Origin of the sequence: Pelagibacterium mangrovi, from assembly GCF_036662815.1 — a bacterium.
GTDB classification, from domain to species: Bacteria; Pseudomonadota; Alphaproteobacteria; order Rhizobiales; family Devosiaceae; genus Pelagibacterium; species Pelagibacterium mangrovi.
The window spans coordinates 79,203-94,129 of sequence record NZ_JBAFXA010000008.1; the positions used below are offsets into that span (position 1 = coordinate 79,203).

At 62.3% G+C, this 14,927-nt stretch carries 13 protein-coding genes and 1 tRNA gene; 10 read left to right on the forward strand and 4 right to left on the reverse strand.

The annotated features are described in order from the left end of the window. Positions 1-86: 86 nt before the first annotated feature. Positions 87-470 (forward strand): GFA family protein, encoded by a 384-nt coding sequence (locus tag V4T21_RS14740; protein WP_332718150.1) that lies wholly within the window; start codon positions 87-89, stop codon positions 468-470. 143 nt (positions 471-613) lie between these two features. Here V4T21_RS14740 and yihA read toward each other — a convergent pair whose 3' ends face one another. From yihA to rpmH, 4 genes are read right to left on the reverse strand one after another with little or no spacing between them, the layout of a single operon-like run. Continuing rightward, entirely contained in the window at positions 614-1,243 is a 630-nt protein-coding gene (gene yihA, locus V4T21_RS14745) for a ribosome biogenesis GTP-binding protein YihA/YsxC (RefSeq protein WP_332718152.1), read from the reverse strand. Between the two features lie 49 nt (positions 1,244-1,292). After that, complete coding sequence (gene yidC, locus V4T21_RS14750; protein WP_332718154.1) at positions 1,293-3,110, reverse strand: membrane protein insertase YidC; 1,818 nt, start codon at positions 3,108-3,110, stop codon at positions 1,293-1,295. Continuing rightward, on the reverse strand, positions 3,107-3,460 hold the full coding sequence (rnpA, locus tag V4T21_RS14755) for a ribonuclease P protein component (RefSeq protein ID WP_332718156.1): 354 nt from the start codon (positions 3,458-3,460) through the stop codon (positions 3,107-3,109). The genes yidC and rnpA overlap by 4 nt, the downstream gene beginning before the upstream one ends. Positions 3,461-3,503: 43 nt before the next feature. Beyond that, entirely contained in the window at positions 3,504-3,638 is a 135-nt protein-coding gene (gene rpmH, locus V4T21_RS14760) for a 50S ribosomal protein L34 (protein ID WP_309162820.1), read from the reverse strand. Positions 3,639-3,868: 230 nt separating this feature from the next. Between rpmH and V4T21_RS14765 the strand changes: the two genes are divergently transcribed. The 9 genes from V4T21_RS14765 (at position 3,869) to V4T21_RS14805 (ending at position 14,915) form a co-directional block, all read left to right on the forward strand. After that, positions 3,869-5,317: a dihydrolipoyl dehydrogenase family protein gene (locus V4T21_RS14765; RefSeq protein WP_332718162.1), complete on the forward strand. Its 1,449-nt coding sequence runs from the start codon at positions 3,869-3,871 to the stop codon at positions 5,315-5,317. Between the two features lie 27 nt (positions 5,318-5,344). Next, the gene (locus tag V4T21_RS14770) at positions 5,345-6,781 is read left to right on the forward strand and encodes a sensor histidine kinase (RefSeq protein ID WP_332718164.1); all 1,437 of its coding nucleotides are present in this window, start codon (positions 5,345-5,347) and stop codon (positions 6,779-6,781) included. A 118-nt stretch (positions 6,782-6,899) separates the two neighbouring features. Continuing rightward, positions 6,900-6,976 (forward strand) — tRNA-Arg (locus V4T21_RS14775). A gap of 226 nt (positions 6,977-7,202) precedes the next feature. Further along, on the forward strand, positions 7,203-8,258 hold the full coding sequence (locus V4T21_RS14780; protein WP_332718166.1) for a LacI family DNA-binding transcriptional regulator: 1,056 nt from the start codon (positions 7,203-7,205) through the stop codon (positions 8,256-8,258). 2 nt (positions 8,259-8,260) lie between these two features. Beyond that, complete coding sequence (locus V4T21_RS14785) at positions 8,261-9,235, forward strand: ABC transporter permease (RefSeq protein WP_332718168.1); 975 nt, start codon at positions 8,261-8,263, stop codon at positions 9,233-9,235. Beyond that, positions 9,235-10,137, forward strand: a complete 903-nt coding sequence (locus tag V4T21_RS14790; protein WP_332718170.1) for a carbohydrate ABC transporter permease — start codon at positions 9,235-9,237, stop codon at positions 10,135-10,137. Before V4T21_RS14785 ends, V4T21_RS14790 begins: the two co-directional genes overlap by 1 nt. Before the next feature lie 30 nt (positions 10,138-10,167). Continuing rightward, complete coding sequence (locus tag V4T21_RS14795; RefSeq protein WP_332718172.1) at positions 10,168-11,583, forward strand: extracellular solute-binding protein; 1,416 nt, start codon at positions 10,168-10,170, stop codon at positions 11,581-11,583. Further along, positions 11,580-12,791, forward strand: coding sequence for an ADP-ribosylglycohydrolase family protein (locus tag V4T21_RS14800; protein WP_332718174.1), 1,212 nt, complete (start codon positions 11,580-11,582; stop codon positions 12,789-12,791). The genes V4T21_RS14795 and V4T21_RS14800 overlap by 4 nt, the downstream gene beginning before the upstream one ends. Positions 12,792-12,818: 27 nt before the next feature. After that, on the forward strand, positions 12,819-14,915 hold the full coding sequence (locus V4T21_RS14805; protein WP_332718176.1) for an ADP-ribosylglycohydrolase family protein: 2,097 nt from the start codon (positions 12,819-12,821) through the stop codon (positions 14,913-14,915). Positions 14,916-14,927 lie beyond the last annotated feature (12 nt).

Here is a 14,927-nt window from a genome sequence, read left to right on the forward strand (position 1 = left end):
GGTTCGGAAGCGCGACGAAACAAAGACTTAGAGCAATTGAGCGATTCGCAGAAAAGCGAAAATGCTCTAAGCAGAGGAGGTGCGGCATGGAGCGGTTTACGGGCGGGTGCCTGTGTGGCGCGGTGAGGATCGTGGCGACCGGGCGCCCCTATCGCGTGGGGCTTTGTCATTGCCTCGATTGCCGCAAGCATCATGGCGCGCTTTTTACCGCTTTGGCGATGTTTCCCGAAGATGCCGTGGAGATCGAAGGGGAGACGCATCAGTATGAGGGACGGAATTTCTGCCCGCGCTGCGGCTCATCGGTTTTTGCGCGCTCGGGCGATGAAATCGAGGTGAGCCTTGGGGCCTTGGACGCGCCGGATCAGTTGATGCCCACTTACGAGCTTTGGACCGTCCGCCGCGAAAGCTGGCTGCCGGACTTCCCGTTGAAGCACTATGAGCGTGATCGCGAAGGGGAGGGGCGGTTCTAGGCGTGATCGGCGGGAACGTGACCCGACAATCCGCAACGCTACCGGCGGTGCGGGAAGGGTTGGGGATACACTTCTTCTGAAGCTGTGGAAGCCTTGCGGGTCCCCGGGTCGCGCCCGAGGACGACGAGGTGAAACGGGGAGCGCTAGTATCCCTCGCGCACGCGGGCGATCTCGGTGCGCAGGGCGTCGATGCCCTGGCCCTTTTCGCTCGAGGTGACGATGAGCTCGGGATGGGCGGCGGGGCGTTTGGCTATGAACTTGGTCGTGGCCTCGATCACCGCTTCCAGCGGCTTTTCGGTGAGCTTGTCGGCCTTGGTGAGCACCACCTGATAGGAAACGGCGGCCTTGTCGAGTTCGTTCATGACCGTCGCGTCATTGGCCTTGGGCCCGTGACGAGCGTCCACCAGCACATAGACGCGCCGCAGATTGGGACGTCCCCGCAGGAATTGGTGGATGAGCTTGTTCCATTTTTCCACGGCGGGCTTGGGGGCCTTGGCAAAGCCATAGCCCGGCATATCGACCAGCCGGATGCCGCCCGATTCGGGGGAAAAAAGGTTGAGCTCCTGCGTGCGTCCGGGGGTGTTGGAGGTCCGCGCCAAGCTCGATTGGCCGACCAGCGCGTTGATCAGCGAGGATTTCCCCACGTTCGAGCGGCCCGCGAAGGCGACCTCGACAAGATCGTCGGCCGGCAGGTCGGAAACGCGCACGCAGCCCTTGAGGAAGACCCAGGGGCGGGCGAACAGCAGGCGGGTGGTTTCTGAAAAATCGTCCATCGGCGTCACTCAAAAAGAAAGGGCCGGTTTCCCGGCCCTTGCAAAACCCTTATTCGGCGGCCTTGGGCTTGCGCTTGAAGGAATTGCGGATGTTGCCCAAAAGGTCCACCTCGACCCCGTGCCGCTTCATGATCACCCATTGCTGGACGATGGAGAGGAAGTTGTTCCAGGCCCAGTAGATCACCAGACCGGCGGGGAACGTGGCCAGCATGAAGGTGAAGATCACCGGCATCCAGTTGAAGATGATCGCCTGGGTGGGATCGGCCGGCGCCGGGTTCAATCGCATCTGCACCCACATGGTGATGCCCATGATGAGCGGCCAGACGCCCAGCATCAGGAACGAGCCGATGACCGGAACGGTGGATGGATCGAACGGCAGAAGACCGAACAGGTTGAAAATCGTCGTGGGATCGGGCGCGGCCAGGTCCTGAATCCAGCCGAAGAACGGCGCGTGCCGCATTTCGATGGTGACGAACAGCACCTTGTAGAGCGAAAAGAACACCGGAATCTGGATGAGGATCGGCCAGCACCCGGCCACCGGATTGATCTTTTCGGTCTTGTAGAGCTCCATCATCGCCTGCTGCTGGGCAGCGCGATCGTCCTTATGCTTTTCCTGGATCTCCTTCATCTTGGGCTGGACCCGCCGCATGTTGGCCATCGAGGCGTAGCTCTTGTTGGCCAGGGGGAAGAAGATCGCCTTGATGATCACGGTGACCGCGAGGATCGCGAGCCCGAAATTGCCAAGGAATTCATAGAGCAGCCGGATGAGGTAGAACATCGGCTTGGTGATGAAGTGGAACCAGCCCCAGTCGATGATCAATTCGAACCGGTCGATGCCGTAGCCGCGCTCATAGCTGTCGATGATCGATTCCACCTTGGCGCCGGCAAAGGCGAGGCTCTGGTGGCTGGCGCTGCCGCCGGCCGGGACGGAAACGGCCTGCTGGGAAACGAAATTGGCGCGGTAGTCATTGCCGCTGGGCGATCCCGTACCGTGGTAGAAACGGGCGTTGATGGCCTCGTCCTGCGGGGGGATGATCGCGGTGGCCCAATATTTGTCGGTAAAGCCCAGCCAGCCGCCGGTGCTCGCGAAATCGATCTGCTGCTCGCCTTCCAGGTCCGAATAGGAGCGCTCGACCAGATTGGCGTCGCCCAGAACCCCGATCGGGCCTTCGTGCAGGATGAAGAAATTCTGAGTCTGCGGGGTGTAGAGGCGCGCGACGCGCGAATAGGGGAAGAGCGTTACATCGGCGGTGCCGGCGTTTTCGACGCTCTGATCGACGGTGAACATGTAGTTCTCATCGACCCCGATCGTGCGGCGGAAGGTGAGGCCTTGGCCATTATCCCAGGTGAGCGTCACCGGAGTGTCGGCGGTGAGGGTTTCCCCGCTTTCCAGCGTCCATTCGGTCTGCCCGTCGGGAACGGCTACATTGGTTCCAGCCGCTGCCACCCAGCCCTGCTCGAGATAATAGGGCTGGGGCGAGCCGACCGGGGAGAGGAGCGTGATTGTAGGGCTGTCGGGATCGGGCGTCTCGTTGTAGCGGGTGAGGTGCAGATCGTCGATGCGCGCGCCCGTCAGGGAAATCGATCCGGAAAGCGAGCCGGTTTCGATCGCCACGCGATCGGTCGATGCCAGCGCCTCGTCGCGGTTCGCAAACACCGTGCTGTCGCCGGCCGCCGTGGGGATGGTCCCGTCGGCGGCGGGAGCCGCCAGGTCGCCGGCCTGTTGCTCGGTCTGCTGGGTGGAGGTCAGCTCGGCCTGGCGCTGGGCCTGCTCGAGCTGCGGGCCGGCGATGAAGAACTGCCATCCAAAGAGCACGAGCATGCTCAGGACGACGGCCAGGATCATGTTGCGATTGTTTTCGTTCATGGCTTTGGATGTCCGCTGGGCGCTTTCGCCTGAGGTATATGGACGCGCTCGAGAGCTTTTCCAAGCTCCCGCGTCAGCGCGTCGAACGGTTCGGTGAGGCTTTCGCGCCGTCCGATCAACACATAGTCATGGCCGGGTTCGAACCGGTCCGAGGCAGCGCGCACCGCTTCGCGCAGGCGCCGCTTGATCCTGTTGCGTTCGGGAGCGTTACCGGTCTTCTTGGTGACGGTGTATCCCACACCGGGCACCGGATCGGCAACGGCAGCCGCCTGCAACACAAAGCCGCGCCTGGCAATTTTCCTGCCCCGCGCGGCTTTCAGAAACTGCGCCCGCTTTTTCAGGCGCCGCATCGGCGATGCCGGAGTGCCCGGCACGTCGGCTCGATCCGCCGACTTAGGCCGAGAGCCGCTTGCGCCCGAGCGCGCGACGGCGATTGATGATCTTGCGGCCGTTCTTGGTCGCCATGCGGGCACGGAAACCGTGACGGCGGGCGCGCACAAGATTGCTCGGCTGAAAAGTACGCTTCATTGATGGTCTATCGCGCGCTCGCCCGCGCGATCCTCTGGTTTGGCTATGCGTTAAAACTCATGTTTGCACGATAAGGCATGAGACTATCGGTCCCGGGCCATCGGCAAAGGTTGGGCGGCTTATAGGGAAAAGGTCGGGGCAAGTCAATTGCGCGCCGCCCACAATTGCGTCAGTTCCGGCCCGCTGGCCAGCCGCATTGGAGCACGCTAAAAGCGGGATGACAAATCCTCGTGGATTCGGGCGAAATCAAGGGCAGGCGCGTGGCGCAGGACGACAAGACCGATCTTTGCATCATCGGAGGCGGTCCGGCCGGAATTGCCGCCGCCGAGCGCGCCGCAGCGCACGGCATGCGCGTGGTGCTTGTCGAAGCGGGCGAGCTGGGCGGGGTGTCGCACAATTGGGGCACATTGCCGGCCCAGGCCCTGGCGGCGGCGGCCGAGCGGGCCCATCAGATCCGTTCGGCGCGCGATCTGGGCCTTGGGGCGGACGAACCGCGCATCAATTTTACCCGCATCAACGCAAGGCTGCGCACCGCCATTGACGAGGCGAGCCCCAAGGTTTCGGCCGAGCATCTCGCCGCGCAGGGGATTGAGATCGTGCGCGGTCGGGCGCGTTTCATCGGCCCTTCGGCGCTCGAGGTGGATGGCCGCGCCATCCGCGCCGGTCATTTCCTCATCGCCACGGGATCGCGTCCGGTGATTCCCGCCATTCCGGGGCTGGAAGCCGTGCCCTATTTCACGCCGGAAACCATCTTCGAGGTGACCCGGCGCCCCGGCCATCTGATCGTCGTGGGCGCGGGGGCGACGGGACTGGCGCTGGCCCAATCCCATCTGCGGCTCGGTTGCCGGGTGACGATCGTCGAAATGCTCGAACCGCTGGGCGATCAGGACCCCGAAATGGCCCAGGCCGTGCTGCGCCGGCTGGTGGCCGAGGGGCTGGACGTGCGCGAGCATACCGGCGTCGTTTCCGTATCGGGCACCGATGACGAGATCGCCGTCGATATCAAGGCCGGGCCCGACGAGGATCGGCTGACCGGCACCCATCTGCTGTTCGCCACGGGCCGCCGGCCAGATTTCGAAAAACTGGGGCTGGAGGCCGCCAAAATCCGCCTCGATGGGGGCGCGCCGGTGCTGCGCCGCTTCGGGCGCACCAGCAATCCGCGCATATTGGTGGTGGGCGACGCCGCCGGCCACAGCGGCGCCCATGCGGCGCGCCACAGCGCCCATCGGGCGGTCGATGCCATGCTGGGCGGGCGAACCGCCCGCGCCGCGCTGGTGCCCCACCTCGTTCACACCCGCCCGCCCATCGCCTGGGTGGGGCTGACCGAGCCGCAGGTAAGGGCGCAATATGGAACGAAATTCGAAGTGGTGCGGGCCGGCTTTTCCCAGACCGACGCCGCCCACGCCAATGCAGAGCCGCATGGTCACCTCAAGCTGATCGTCGCGCCGAACGGGGCGATTGCGGGCGCGGGAATCGTGGGCCCGAACGCCCAGGATCTGATCATGGTTTTAGCGCTCGCCATCGCCCAGCGACTGGGGCTCGACGAAATAGACCGGCTGGTCGTGCCGCACGCCTCTTTCTCCCAGATGATCGCGCTGGCTGCCGCCCAATATAGCCGCACACGCGGCAAGGCGGGGTCCGCCGGTTGGCGCGCCGCGCTTAAGCGTTTGTTGCCATAGGAAAAATCGGGCTGTACTCTTAAGGTCATGACACGGACCATCGCCAAGGTACCAGGCCCCCTGGCCGGCCTCTCCGTCAAGCTGATCACGGCGATCGCGCTGGTCATTCTCCTTGTGGAAGTCGCGGTGTTCCTCCCCTCGCTCGCCAATTACCGCGTGGGCTGGCTCGAGGACAGGTTGCGCGTGGGCGGCGTGGCGATCAGGGTGTTCGATGCCGTACCCGACGTCATGGATCTGCCCGTCGAGATCACCGATCCCCTGCTGCAATCGGCGGGAGCCATCGCCATCGTCTATCGCCGGGAGGGGCAGACCGATTTGATCGTGCTCGATGCGATCACCATGCCCGAACAGACCCATCTGGCCGATCTGCGTGACACCAACCCCTTGCGGTCGGTCGGCGCGGTGCTCGATACGCTGGCGTTCGGCGGCCAGCGAACCTTGCGCATTGTGGGGCACCCTCCCGGCGCCAGCGATGCCGTGGTCGAAGTGCTGATGCCCGAAAGTCCGCTTCGGGCCGATCTTTTGACCTATACGGGCAATATCGTTCTGGTTTCGATCGTCATCGCAGGCGTCACCGCCTTCGTCATTTATATTCTTACCGAAAGCCTGCTGATCGGGCCCATCAAGCGGCTGACCAACGCCATGCTCGCCTTTCGCGAGAACCCGGAAAACGGCACGCTGATGATCGTTCCCGACGAAACCCGCCGCGATGAGATCGGGATTCTCGAGCGCGCCCTGGCCGATACCCAGGCCGAGCTTTTCGCCATGCTCCATCAGCGCCGGCACCTTGCCGACCTGGGATTGGCCGTTTCCAAGATCAATCACGATTTGCGCAACATGCTGACATCGGCCCAGCTTTTGTCCGACCAGGTGGCCAATCTCGACGATCCCCAGGTCCAACGGCTGGCGCCGCGCCTGGTCAATACGCTCGACAAGGCCATAGCTTTCGCCCAGACCGTGCTCGACTACGGCCGCCAGCAATCCAGCCCGCCCCGGCCTCAGCCGGTCGATCTGCGCGCGATCGGTTTCGAGGCGGCGCTATCGGCGGGGGCAACCGGGCACCCGCGCATCATTTTCGACAACAAGGTTCCCGACGACGTTGTGATCTCGGTCGATCCTGACCAACTGGCGAGGGTTCTGGTCAATCTGTTCAAGAATGCGCGTGAAGCGCTCGAAGCATCGGGCACGAGCGTTTCCCAGCCCGAGATCGGCTTTTCGGCGCTGCACCAGGATGATCGCGTAAGATTGCTGGTTGCCGACAACGGCCCGGGTCTTCCGCCCCGCGCGCGAGAAAACCTGTTCGTAGCGTTCGAGGGCTCGGCCAAGGCCGGCGGCACCGGGCTGGGGCTCGCCATCGCGCGCGAACTGGTCGAAGCCAATGGCGGCACTATAGAGCTTGTCAAGGGCGAGGAGGGGACGGTGTTTGCCATCGATCTCCCACTTTTGCCGGGCGAACGGCGATAGTGACGATTTCGTCGAAAACTTGCATCGGCCGCCCTTGCAATGGCCGCCAACCTTGTATAAGCGTTGCGCCTGCCGATCGGGGCAACGCCCTCGAACGCGTTTACCGCACCGGCACCGCGCGCCCGTAGCTCAGCTGGATAGAGCACCAGACTACGAATCTGGGGGTCAGAGGTTCGAATCCTTTCGGGCGCGCCATTTCATACATATTTCTGAATGTTTCCGCTCGGTGTTGCCTTGGCTAATCATGGCGGCTTGAGGGCTTTTTGCCGCCGACCGCTTCCCCGAAGAGGGATAGCGAACAGGTCTTCGCGAGCAATGCATCCGCCTTGGCTCCGAGCAGATTGACGGCTATCAAGAAATTTTGGTAACGTTCCCATGATGAGGAAGGGAGAGGGTGCGCGATGCGTGCTGCAGATTGGTGATGGGGCCCTCGCGCAAGAGGCAGCCCACCATCATTGATATTGCTGAAGTCGCCGGTGTTTCCAAAAGCACTGTGGCTCGCGCGCTGTCGGATTCGCCTAATATCGGCGAATCGACGCGCAAGCGCGTGCTGGATGCCGTGCGTGCACTGGGCTATGAGCGCAACCATCTCGCCCGTTCCTTGCGCGCCGGTCGCACCGGGATGATCGGCCTGGTCATTCCCGATATCGCCAATCCCTTCTGGGCTGAGGTTGCTCGCGGAGCTCAGGACGAAGCAGCGCGGTCCGGTGCGTCTCTTCTCGTCTTTTCTTCCGATTGGGACGCGGCCCGCGAAGCGAGCCATCTGCGCGCACTGCGTCAGGCCCGCGTCGATGGCGCCATCGTCAATCCCGTCGCTGACAATGTCGATGGCCTTGGACGTTCCGGCTTGCCGGTGGTTCTTATCGGGTCGAGCGCCGAGCGGTTTCCAGAGCTTTCGAGCGTGGGCAGCGATATTGCCCAGGGCGTGGTGCTTGGCCTCGATCATCTCGCAAGTCTTGGACATTACCGGCCCTCGCTCCTGGTGGGCACCCGAAATCGTCTCGCGCGTGTGCGCTTCATGCGAGTGGTTCATGATTACTGCATCGCCCACGATATCGACCCGGCTACGCTCTCGATAGAGGAGGGGGGCTATACGGTGGAATCCGGACACGCCGCGATGCGCAGGCTCCTCGAGCGCGACCGGGATGCCGCGCGCTGCGTCTTTGCCGCCAATGATCTAATGGCACTGGGGGCTTTGCTGGCCACGCGCGAGGCCGGGCTGCGCTGTCCCGAGGATGTTTCGATCCTGGGCTTCGACGGCATTCCGGCAGGAGCCTTTTCCGATCCGGGACTCACCACCATAGAAAAGCCCGCACGGGCAATCGGTCTTGAAGGCATGAAGCTTCTGACCGAGACCATCGAGGGCAAACTCGAGCATCGCCGCGTCCTGTTGGAATGCGGTCTTCTGGTTCGCGGGTCGCTGGCCCAGAACCTCGGCGATGCCGCGCCGCAAGTGCTGGCGGCAGGGAGGAACTAGCCATGAGTCTTGACGAGAAACAGCTCGCATCGACTGTATCCAATATTGGGAACGTTCCCAAATCGGCACGCTCGTCTTACTTCTCTTCCATCGGCCTCAAGCTGCGAATCTGGTGGCCCTATTACCTGATGCTGGCGCCTGGCATCATATTCTTCGTCATCTTCCATTACCTGCCCATCTGGGAGGCCAAGATCGCCTTCGAGCAGGTGCGCATCATTCCGCCCAACGTCTGGGTGGGCTGGCTGCATTTCCAGACCCTGTTCAATTCTCCGGTCTTCTGGCAGGTCTTTTTCAACACGCTGATCATCTCGGGCATGAAGATGATCTTCGTTTTCCCCGTGCCGATCGTCGTGGCTCTCCTGCTCAACGAGGTACGATCGGGCTCGCTGCGCAAATTCGTGCAATCGGCGATCTATCTGCCCCACTTTCTTTCCTGGGTGGTGATCGCCGGGGTAACCATCGCGGCGCTTTCTCCCTCTGGTGGCGTCATCAACCATATCGCCGGCCTGTTCGGCATCGCGCCGCGTTCCTACATGACCGACGCCGGCGCCATCCGCTGGGTGCTGGTGTTCTCGGAAATCTGGCGCTCGGCGGGCTGGGACAGTCTGCTCTATCTCGCCGCCATCATCGCCATCGATCCCCAGCTCTACGATGCCGCCGAGATCGACGGCGCCAATCGCTGGCAGAAGATCTGGTACGTGACGATCCCCGGCATCGTGCCCACCATCGTCACCCTGTTCATCCTCAATGCGGGCATGTTTCTGTCGGCCGACCTCAATCAGGTCATCAATCTCTCCAACGACGCGGTGCTCTCCAGGATCGATATCCTCGACACCTATGTGTACCGCATAGGCCTTCAGACCGGTCAATATTCACTGGCCACCGCCGCCGGCCTGTTCAAGGCTGTGCTGGGCATGATCCTGATCGTCGCTGCGCATCTGCTCTCCAAGCGCCTGACCGGAAAGGGAGTGTGGTGATGCTCGGTCTCAATTCGCGCCGGACGCCACTCGAGCGTCTCGAATACGCGATCATCCTTTCGGCGCTGCTGCTGATGGTGGTGATAACCGTTCAGCCCATCCTCAACCTGCTTGCCGTCTCGCTCTCCGATCCCGCCCAGGTGCCGGGGATGACGGGGCTGGAAATCTTTCCCCAAGGGTTGAGCCTCGACGTCTGGACGCTGCTGCTCAATCATCCGCACGTCATGCGCGGGCTGCTCAATTCCATCTTCATCACCACGGTTGGCACGCTCATCAATCTGGTCTTTACCGCGCTCATGGCCTGGGCGCTCTCGCGCCCCAATTTGCCGGGCCGACGTTTCCTGTTCGTCGCCGTGCTGCTGACCATCGTCTTCGATCCCGGCATCATCCCCGATTACTTCGTCAATCGCCGCCTGGGCCTGCTCGATACCTACTGGTCGGTGATCCTCTACAAGGCCGTCAACGCTTGGTATCTGATCATCCTCATCCGCTTCTTTGAGGAAATCCCGAAAGAACTGCTCGAAGCGGCCGAACTCGATGGAGCCAATGCTTTCCAGGTGCTTTGGTACGTCGTCCTGCCGCTGGCCAAGCCGGCGCTGGCGACCATCGCGCTCTTTTATCTGGTCTTTCACTGGAATGAATTCTTCCGCTCCATGATCTACCTGACCGACCAGACCAAATGGCCGTTGCAGGTGGTGCTGCGCCAGTTCGTGATCAGCGGAGACCGCGTCTCGATGGTCGGTGCGCAAGCCATGGCCAATTTTACCGGTGCCGGCCAGATTTCGATCCGCGCGCTCAACGCGGGGATGATCATCCTCACGATCCTGCCGATCCTGGCGATCTATCCCCTGATCCTCAAATTCTTCACCAAAGGCACCATGACGGGCGCGGTGAAAGGATAACCCATGCAAGACATACCGGAGGAGACCTACATGCTTGCAAGAAAACTGCTTCTGGCCACCTCGGCCGTGGCGTTGGCCGCGACCCTCGCGATCCCCGCGATGGCCCAGCCGGTGACCATTCGTCTGGCGTCCAAGGATTTGCTCACCGCCAATCCCCAGGACGTCGCCCATATCGAGCGCATCGAAGCGGCGCTGGCCGAACGGGGAACCGAGGTCGATATCCAGATCGTCGACCTGCCGGGCTCGGGCTATGCCGAAGCGCTCAACGTCATGATGCTGTCGGGCGATATCCCCGATCTCATCTATTTTCAGGGCGGTGACGCCGAAATGGCCAATCAGGGCGTGCTGGAGGATTTGCGCCCCTATGTGGAAAATTCCGAATTCATCTCGGACGCGCTCTGGCCGCACAATATCGAACGGCTCGAGAACTATCCGTACCTTCTCTACGTCTATCCCCTCCGCAACCCCCAGCCGGTGATCCGCAGGGATTGGCTGGAGCGCAGCGGGGTGGGCATGCCCGAGACGGTCGAGGATTACGTCGAGTTGTTTACCGCCATCCGTGACGGTGATTTCGACGGCAACGGTCAGGACGACACCTTTGGCGTCACCACCGCCGACAACACCAATGAGCTCGATTCGATCTTCAACCAGGCTTTCGGCGTCACCGGAACCTGGATGCAGAACGCTGATGGAGAATGGATCCATTCACGCGTTTCCGATGCCGAACGCGACAAGATCGCCTTCTACGCCTCGCTGCGTGAGCAGGGGCTTTATGATCCCGAATACATAACCACCCGCTGGGATATCAAGGAAGACAAGTTCTATACCGGGCGCGCCGGCGTGATTTTCGGGTCTTCCCCTGAGGTGATCGACATCTATGGCGGCAAAGTCCGCCAGCTCGAGCCTGATGCCGAGCTGGTCCTGCTCCCGCCGCCCGCCGGGCCTGCCGGCCAGGGCATCGCCGCCGCCGACGTTTCCAAGGAAAGCCGTGGCTTTGCCATCTCCTCGCTCTCCGAGCATAAGGAGGAAGCCTTCGCGGTCCTCGATTTCCTGGCGAGCCCCGAAGGGCAGATGTTCGAACGGCTCGGTTTCGAGGGCGAGGAATATACCCGCAACGGCGACGACTATGAGGTCACCGACGCCATCTCCACCTGGTATGCGCGTTTCATGGTCACGTCCAACTGGACGCCTCCGGTCGTCTGGCAGTCCGAGGCGGCGCTCCAATCGCTCGATGTGAGCTCTCAATATTTTGTTCCCGACAATGGTTTCGTCTGGCCGGCTGAATACGCCGCCAGCCTCGATGCCACCGAGAACGTCTATCGTCAGTGGGTCTATCGTTTCGTTTCCGGTGAAGCGAGCATGGACCAGTGGGATAGTTTCGTCGCCGAATGGAACGCAGCCGGCGGCCAGTCCATGACCGAATACGCAAGGACCGTGCTTCAATGACACTCATGCAGAACGCGGGTCCGTCCTTTGACGGGCGGGTCCGCGGGCTGCTCCATGGCGTCGCTTTCGGCGACGCTATCGGGGCGCCCGTAGAAAAGCTCACACCGGCCGAAATCAAGGCCATGTACGGACGTGTGACAACGCTCGACAATCAGTGGCACCGCACCAGCCGCGACCCGGCGGCGGGCAATGGCCGCATCCGGGGCAACGGCATCGTTACCGACGACACGTTGATGACGCTCTCGCTGATGGCCGTCTATAATGATGTGGGACGCCACATCGATGCCTGGGACATGGCCGACGGCTTCGTGCGCCAGATCGCCTGGGTCAAGCGCTACGTCCCCGAACTTCAGCGCGAAACTGCGCTGCTCGAACGCCTGTTCTATCCTGAAAAATGGATATTCCAGCGCCACCAGCTTTCCGCCTGCGATCCGCGCCAGGGTGGCATCGGCAACATGGTCAATTGCGGCGCCGCCATGTACATCGCCCCCATCGGGGTCGTGAACGCTTGCGATCCGCAGGGCGCCTATGACGAGGCCATCGCCTTCGCTTCGGGTCATCAGCAGAGCTATGGGCTTGAAGCCGCCGGCGTCCTCGCCGCCGCCATCGCCGCCGCTTTCATACCCGGCACCGATATCGATACCATTGTGGGAACCGCCTATAGCCTTGCCAGGGACGGGACGCGCTCGGCCATCGGCGAGATCGCCGAAGCCGCGAAAATCCTGCGCGACACCGGCGCCGACCGAGACGAAGTGGTTTCGACCTTTCATGAAAAGATCTTGCCCTTCTCTCCCTTGGGCGACGATCTCGACCACACTGCCGCCAAGGCCGGCAAGGCGACACCCAACTACCAGCCTTCGCGCTTCCTCTCGATCGAGGAACTTCCGCTCGCGCTCGGCTTTGCCATCGTCGCCGGGGGCGAATTCCGCCCGGCCATCGAAGACGGCATCAATTCGGGGCGCGATACCGATTCCATCGGCGTCATGGCCGGTGCGATCCTTGGCGCCATGCACGGAGAAGCGGTGATCGACGCGGCGGAAGCCTCTCAGATCGACCAGATCAACCGCCTCGATCTGGCCGCCGAGGCCACCCGCTTTGCCTCTACTGCCCGCGCCATCCTTGCGGCGGACCGGCAGCGTGCCGAAGCGATTGCGGCGCAGCGCGCCCATTTTATCGATGCCCCCGTTGCCCGCGCCGCGGCCAACTGAGACAAATTCTGACCTACGGGACCTTAAATGCTTTCCAATTCCGATCTCGTCCATCGCATCTATTCGGGCTTTCTGGGCAAGGCCATCGGCGTGCGCGTCGGCGCACCGGTCGAGCCCACCATCTGGTCCTATGAGCGTATCCGCGACACCTATGGCGAGATCACAGGCTATGTGCGCGATTTCAAGACCTTCGCCGCCGATGACGATACCAACGGTCCAGTCTATTTCATCCGCGCCATGCGCGACTACCAGCTTCGTCCCACGCCCCAGGAGGTCGCAAAGACCTGGCTCAATTACGCCGCAGAAGGCCATGGCATGTACTGGTGGGGCGGCTATGGCCGCTCGACCGAGCACACCGCCTATCTCAACCTGCGCGCCGGCATCGAGGCGCCCCGTTCGGGCTCAATCGCCCAGAACGGTGCTGCAATCGCCGAACAGATCGGCGGTCAGATCTTCATCGATAGCTGGGGCTGGGTGAACCCGGGCAACCCACAACGCGCCGCCGAGATGTCGGCGACAGCCGCTTCGGTTGCCCATGACGGGGAAGGGCTCAATGGCGCCCGGTTCTGCGCCGCCATGATCGCAGCCGCCTTCACCGCCAAATCGGTGGAAGAACTCTTTGAGGCCGGCCTTTCGGTCATTGCGCCCGATTCAACCTATGCCGCCGTGGTCAACGCCGTGCTCGCACAGCATAGGGAAAACCCGTCAGACTGGCGCGCCTGCCGCGATCTCCTGACCCGCGACTGGGGCTATGACCGCTATCCCGGTGTCTGTCACATCATCCCCAACGCCGGCGTCCTGGCGCTCGCCATGATCTATGGCCAGGGCGATCTTTGCCGCACCGTCGAGATCGCCACAATGTGCGGCTGGGACACCGACTGCAACGCGGGCAATGCCGGCGCCATCATCGGCACGTTCGAGGGTGTACAGCCCTCCTGGGACAAATACCGCAAGCCCATCAATGACATGATCGTCACCTCGGGGGTCACCGGTGCGCTCAACATCGTCGATGTTCCCACTTTCGCGCGCGAGCTCGCGACCCTCGCTCTCCAGCTCGACGGCAAGGACGTGCCCGAAGGGTGGGCCGAGGCAATGACCGAGCGCGGCGTCCATTTCGATTTCTCGCTGCCCGGCTCGACCCATGGCTTCAAATTCTCGGGCACCAACCAGCTCGAGCTCAAATGGGCCGACAAGGACAATGGAAGCGGGCAGGGAGCTCTTGAAATCCTCGTCGACCGGTTCGAGCGCGGTCATTCGGGCAAGGTGTTCTGGAAGCCCTTCTATCGCCGCTCCGATTTCGATGACGAGCGGTACCGTCCCATGTTCTCTCCGCTGGTCGCCAGCGGCCAGACGGTCTCCTTCGACATTTTCATGGAGCCTTGGGAAGGGGACGGTCATCTGCGCGTCGCCCCATACGTCCGCGCCACGATGAGCAAGTCGATCATCGAGACGGGCGCCTATGAAACGCCTCAGGCTGGCGGGTGGACCCATATCGAATTCAACGTCCCCGAGGCCGACAACGAGGCGATCGACGAAATCGGCATCGACATCGAATATTTCGGCCGCATGAAATTCCTGGGCAAGCTCTACCTTGCCAATTTCCGGGTCGCCGGCAAGGGCGTGACACGCATCGATCCCAAAAAGGAAGTCGAGGAGTGGGAATCGATCACCCGCTTCACCTGGAACCGTGGCTATTGGAAGAAGGAAGGCGATGCCATCACCTGCCTGACCGATACCGATGCGGATATGTGGACCGGCCATCTCTATACCAGAGACGCCACCGTCGCTGCCGAGATCACCCCGCTTTCGGGTGCTTCGCACCTCGTGAGCTTCCGCGCGCAGGGCACCTCGCGCTTTTACGCCGCCGGGTTCGAGCACGGCAAGCTCAGGATCATTCGAGAGGATTTCGGCAAGACGATCCTTGCTGAAACCGATTTCGAAACTGAACTCGGCCGCGCCTACCGTCTCGAAGTCGAAGTCAAAGGCACTGCCATCGCCGTATCGGTGGATGGCCGGCGGCTGCTCGAAACCAGAGACGACCGCTTTGCCTATGGCCAGGCCGGTCCGCGTCTCGGGGGACCCGGCCGCTTCGCCATCGGCTCTTTTGAAATCGTCGAGCACTAATCGGCCAACAAA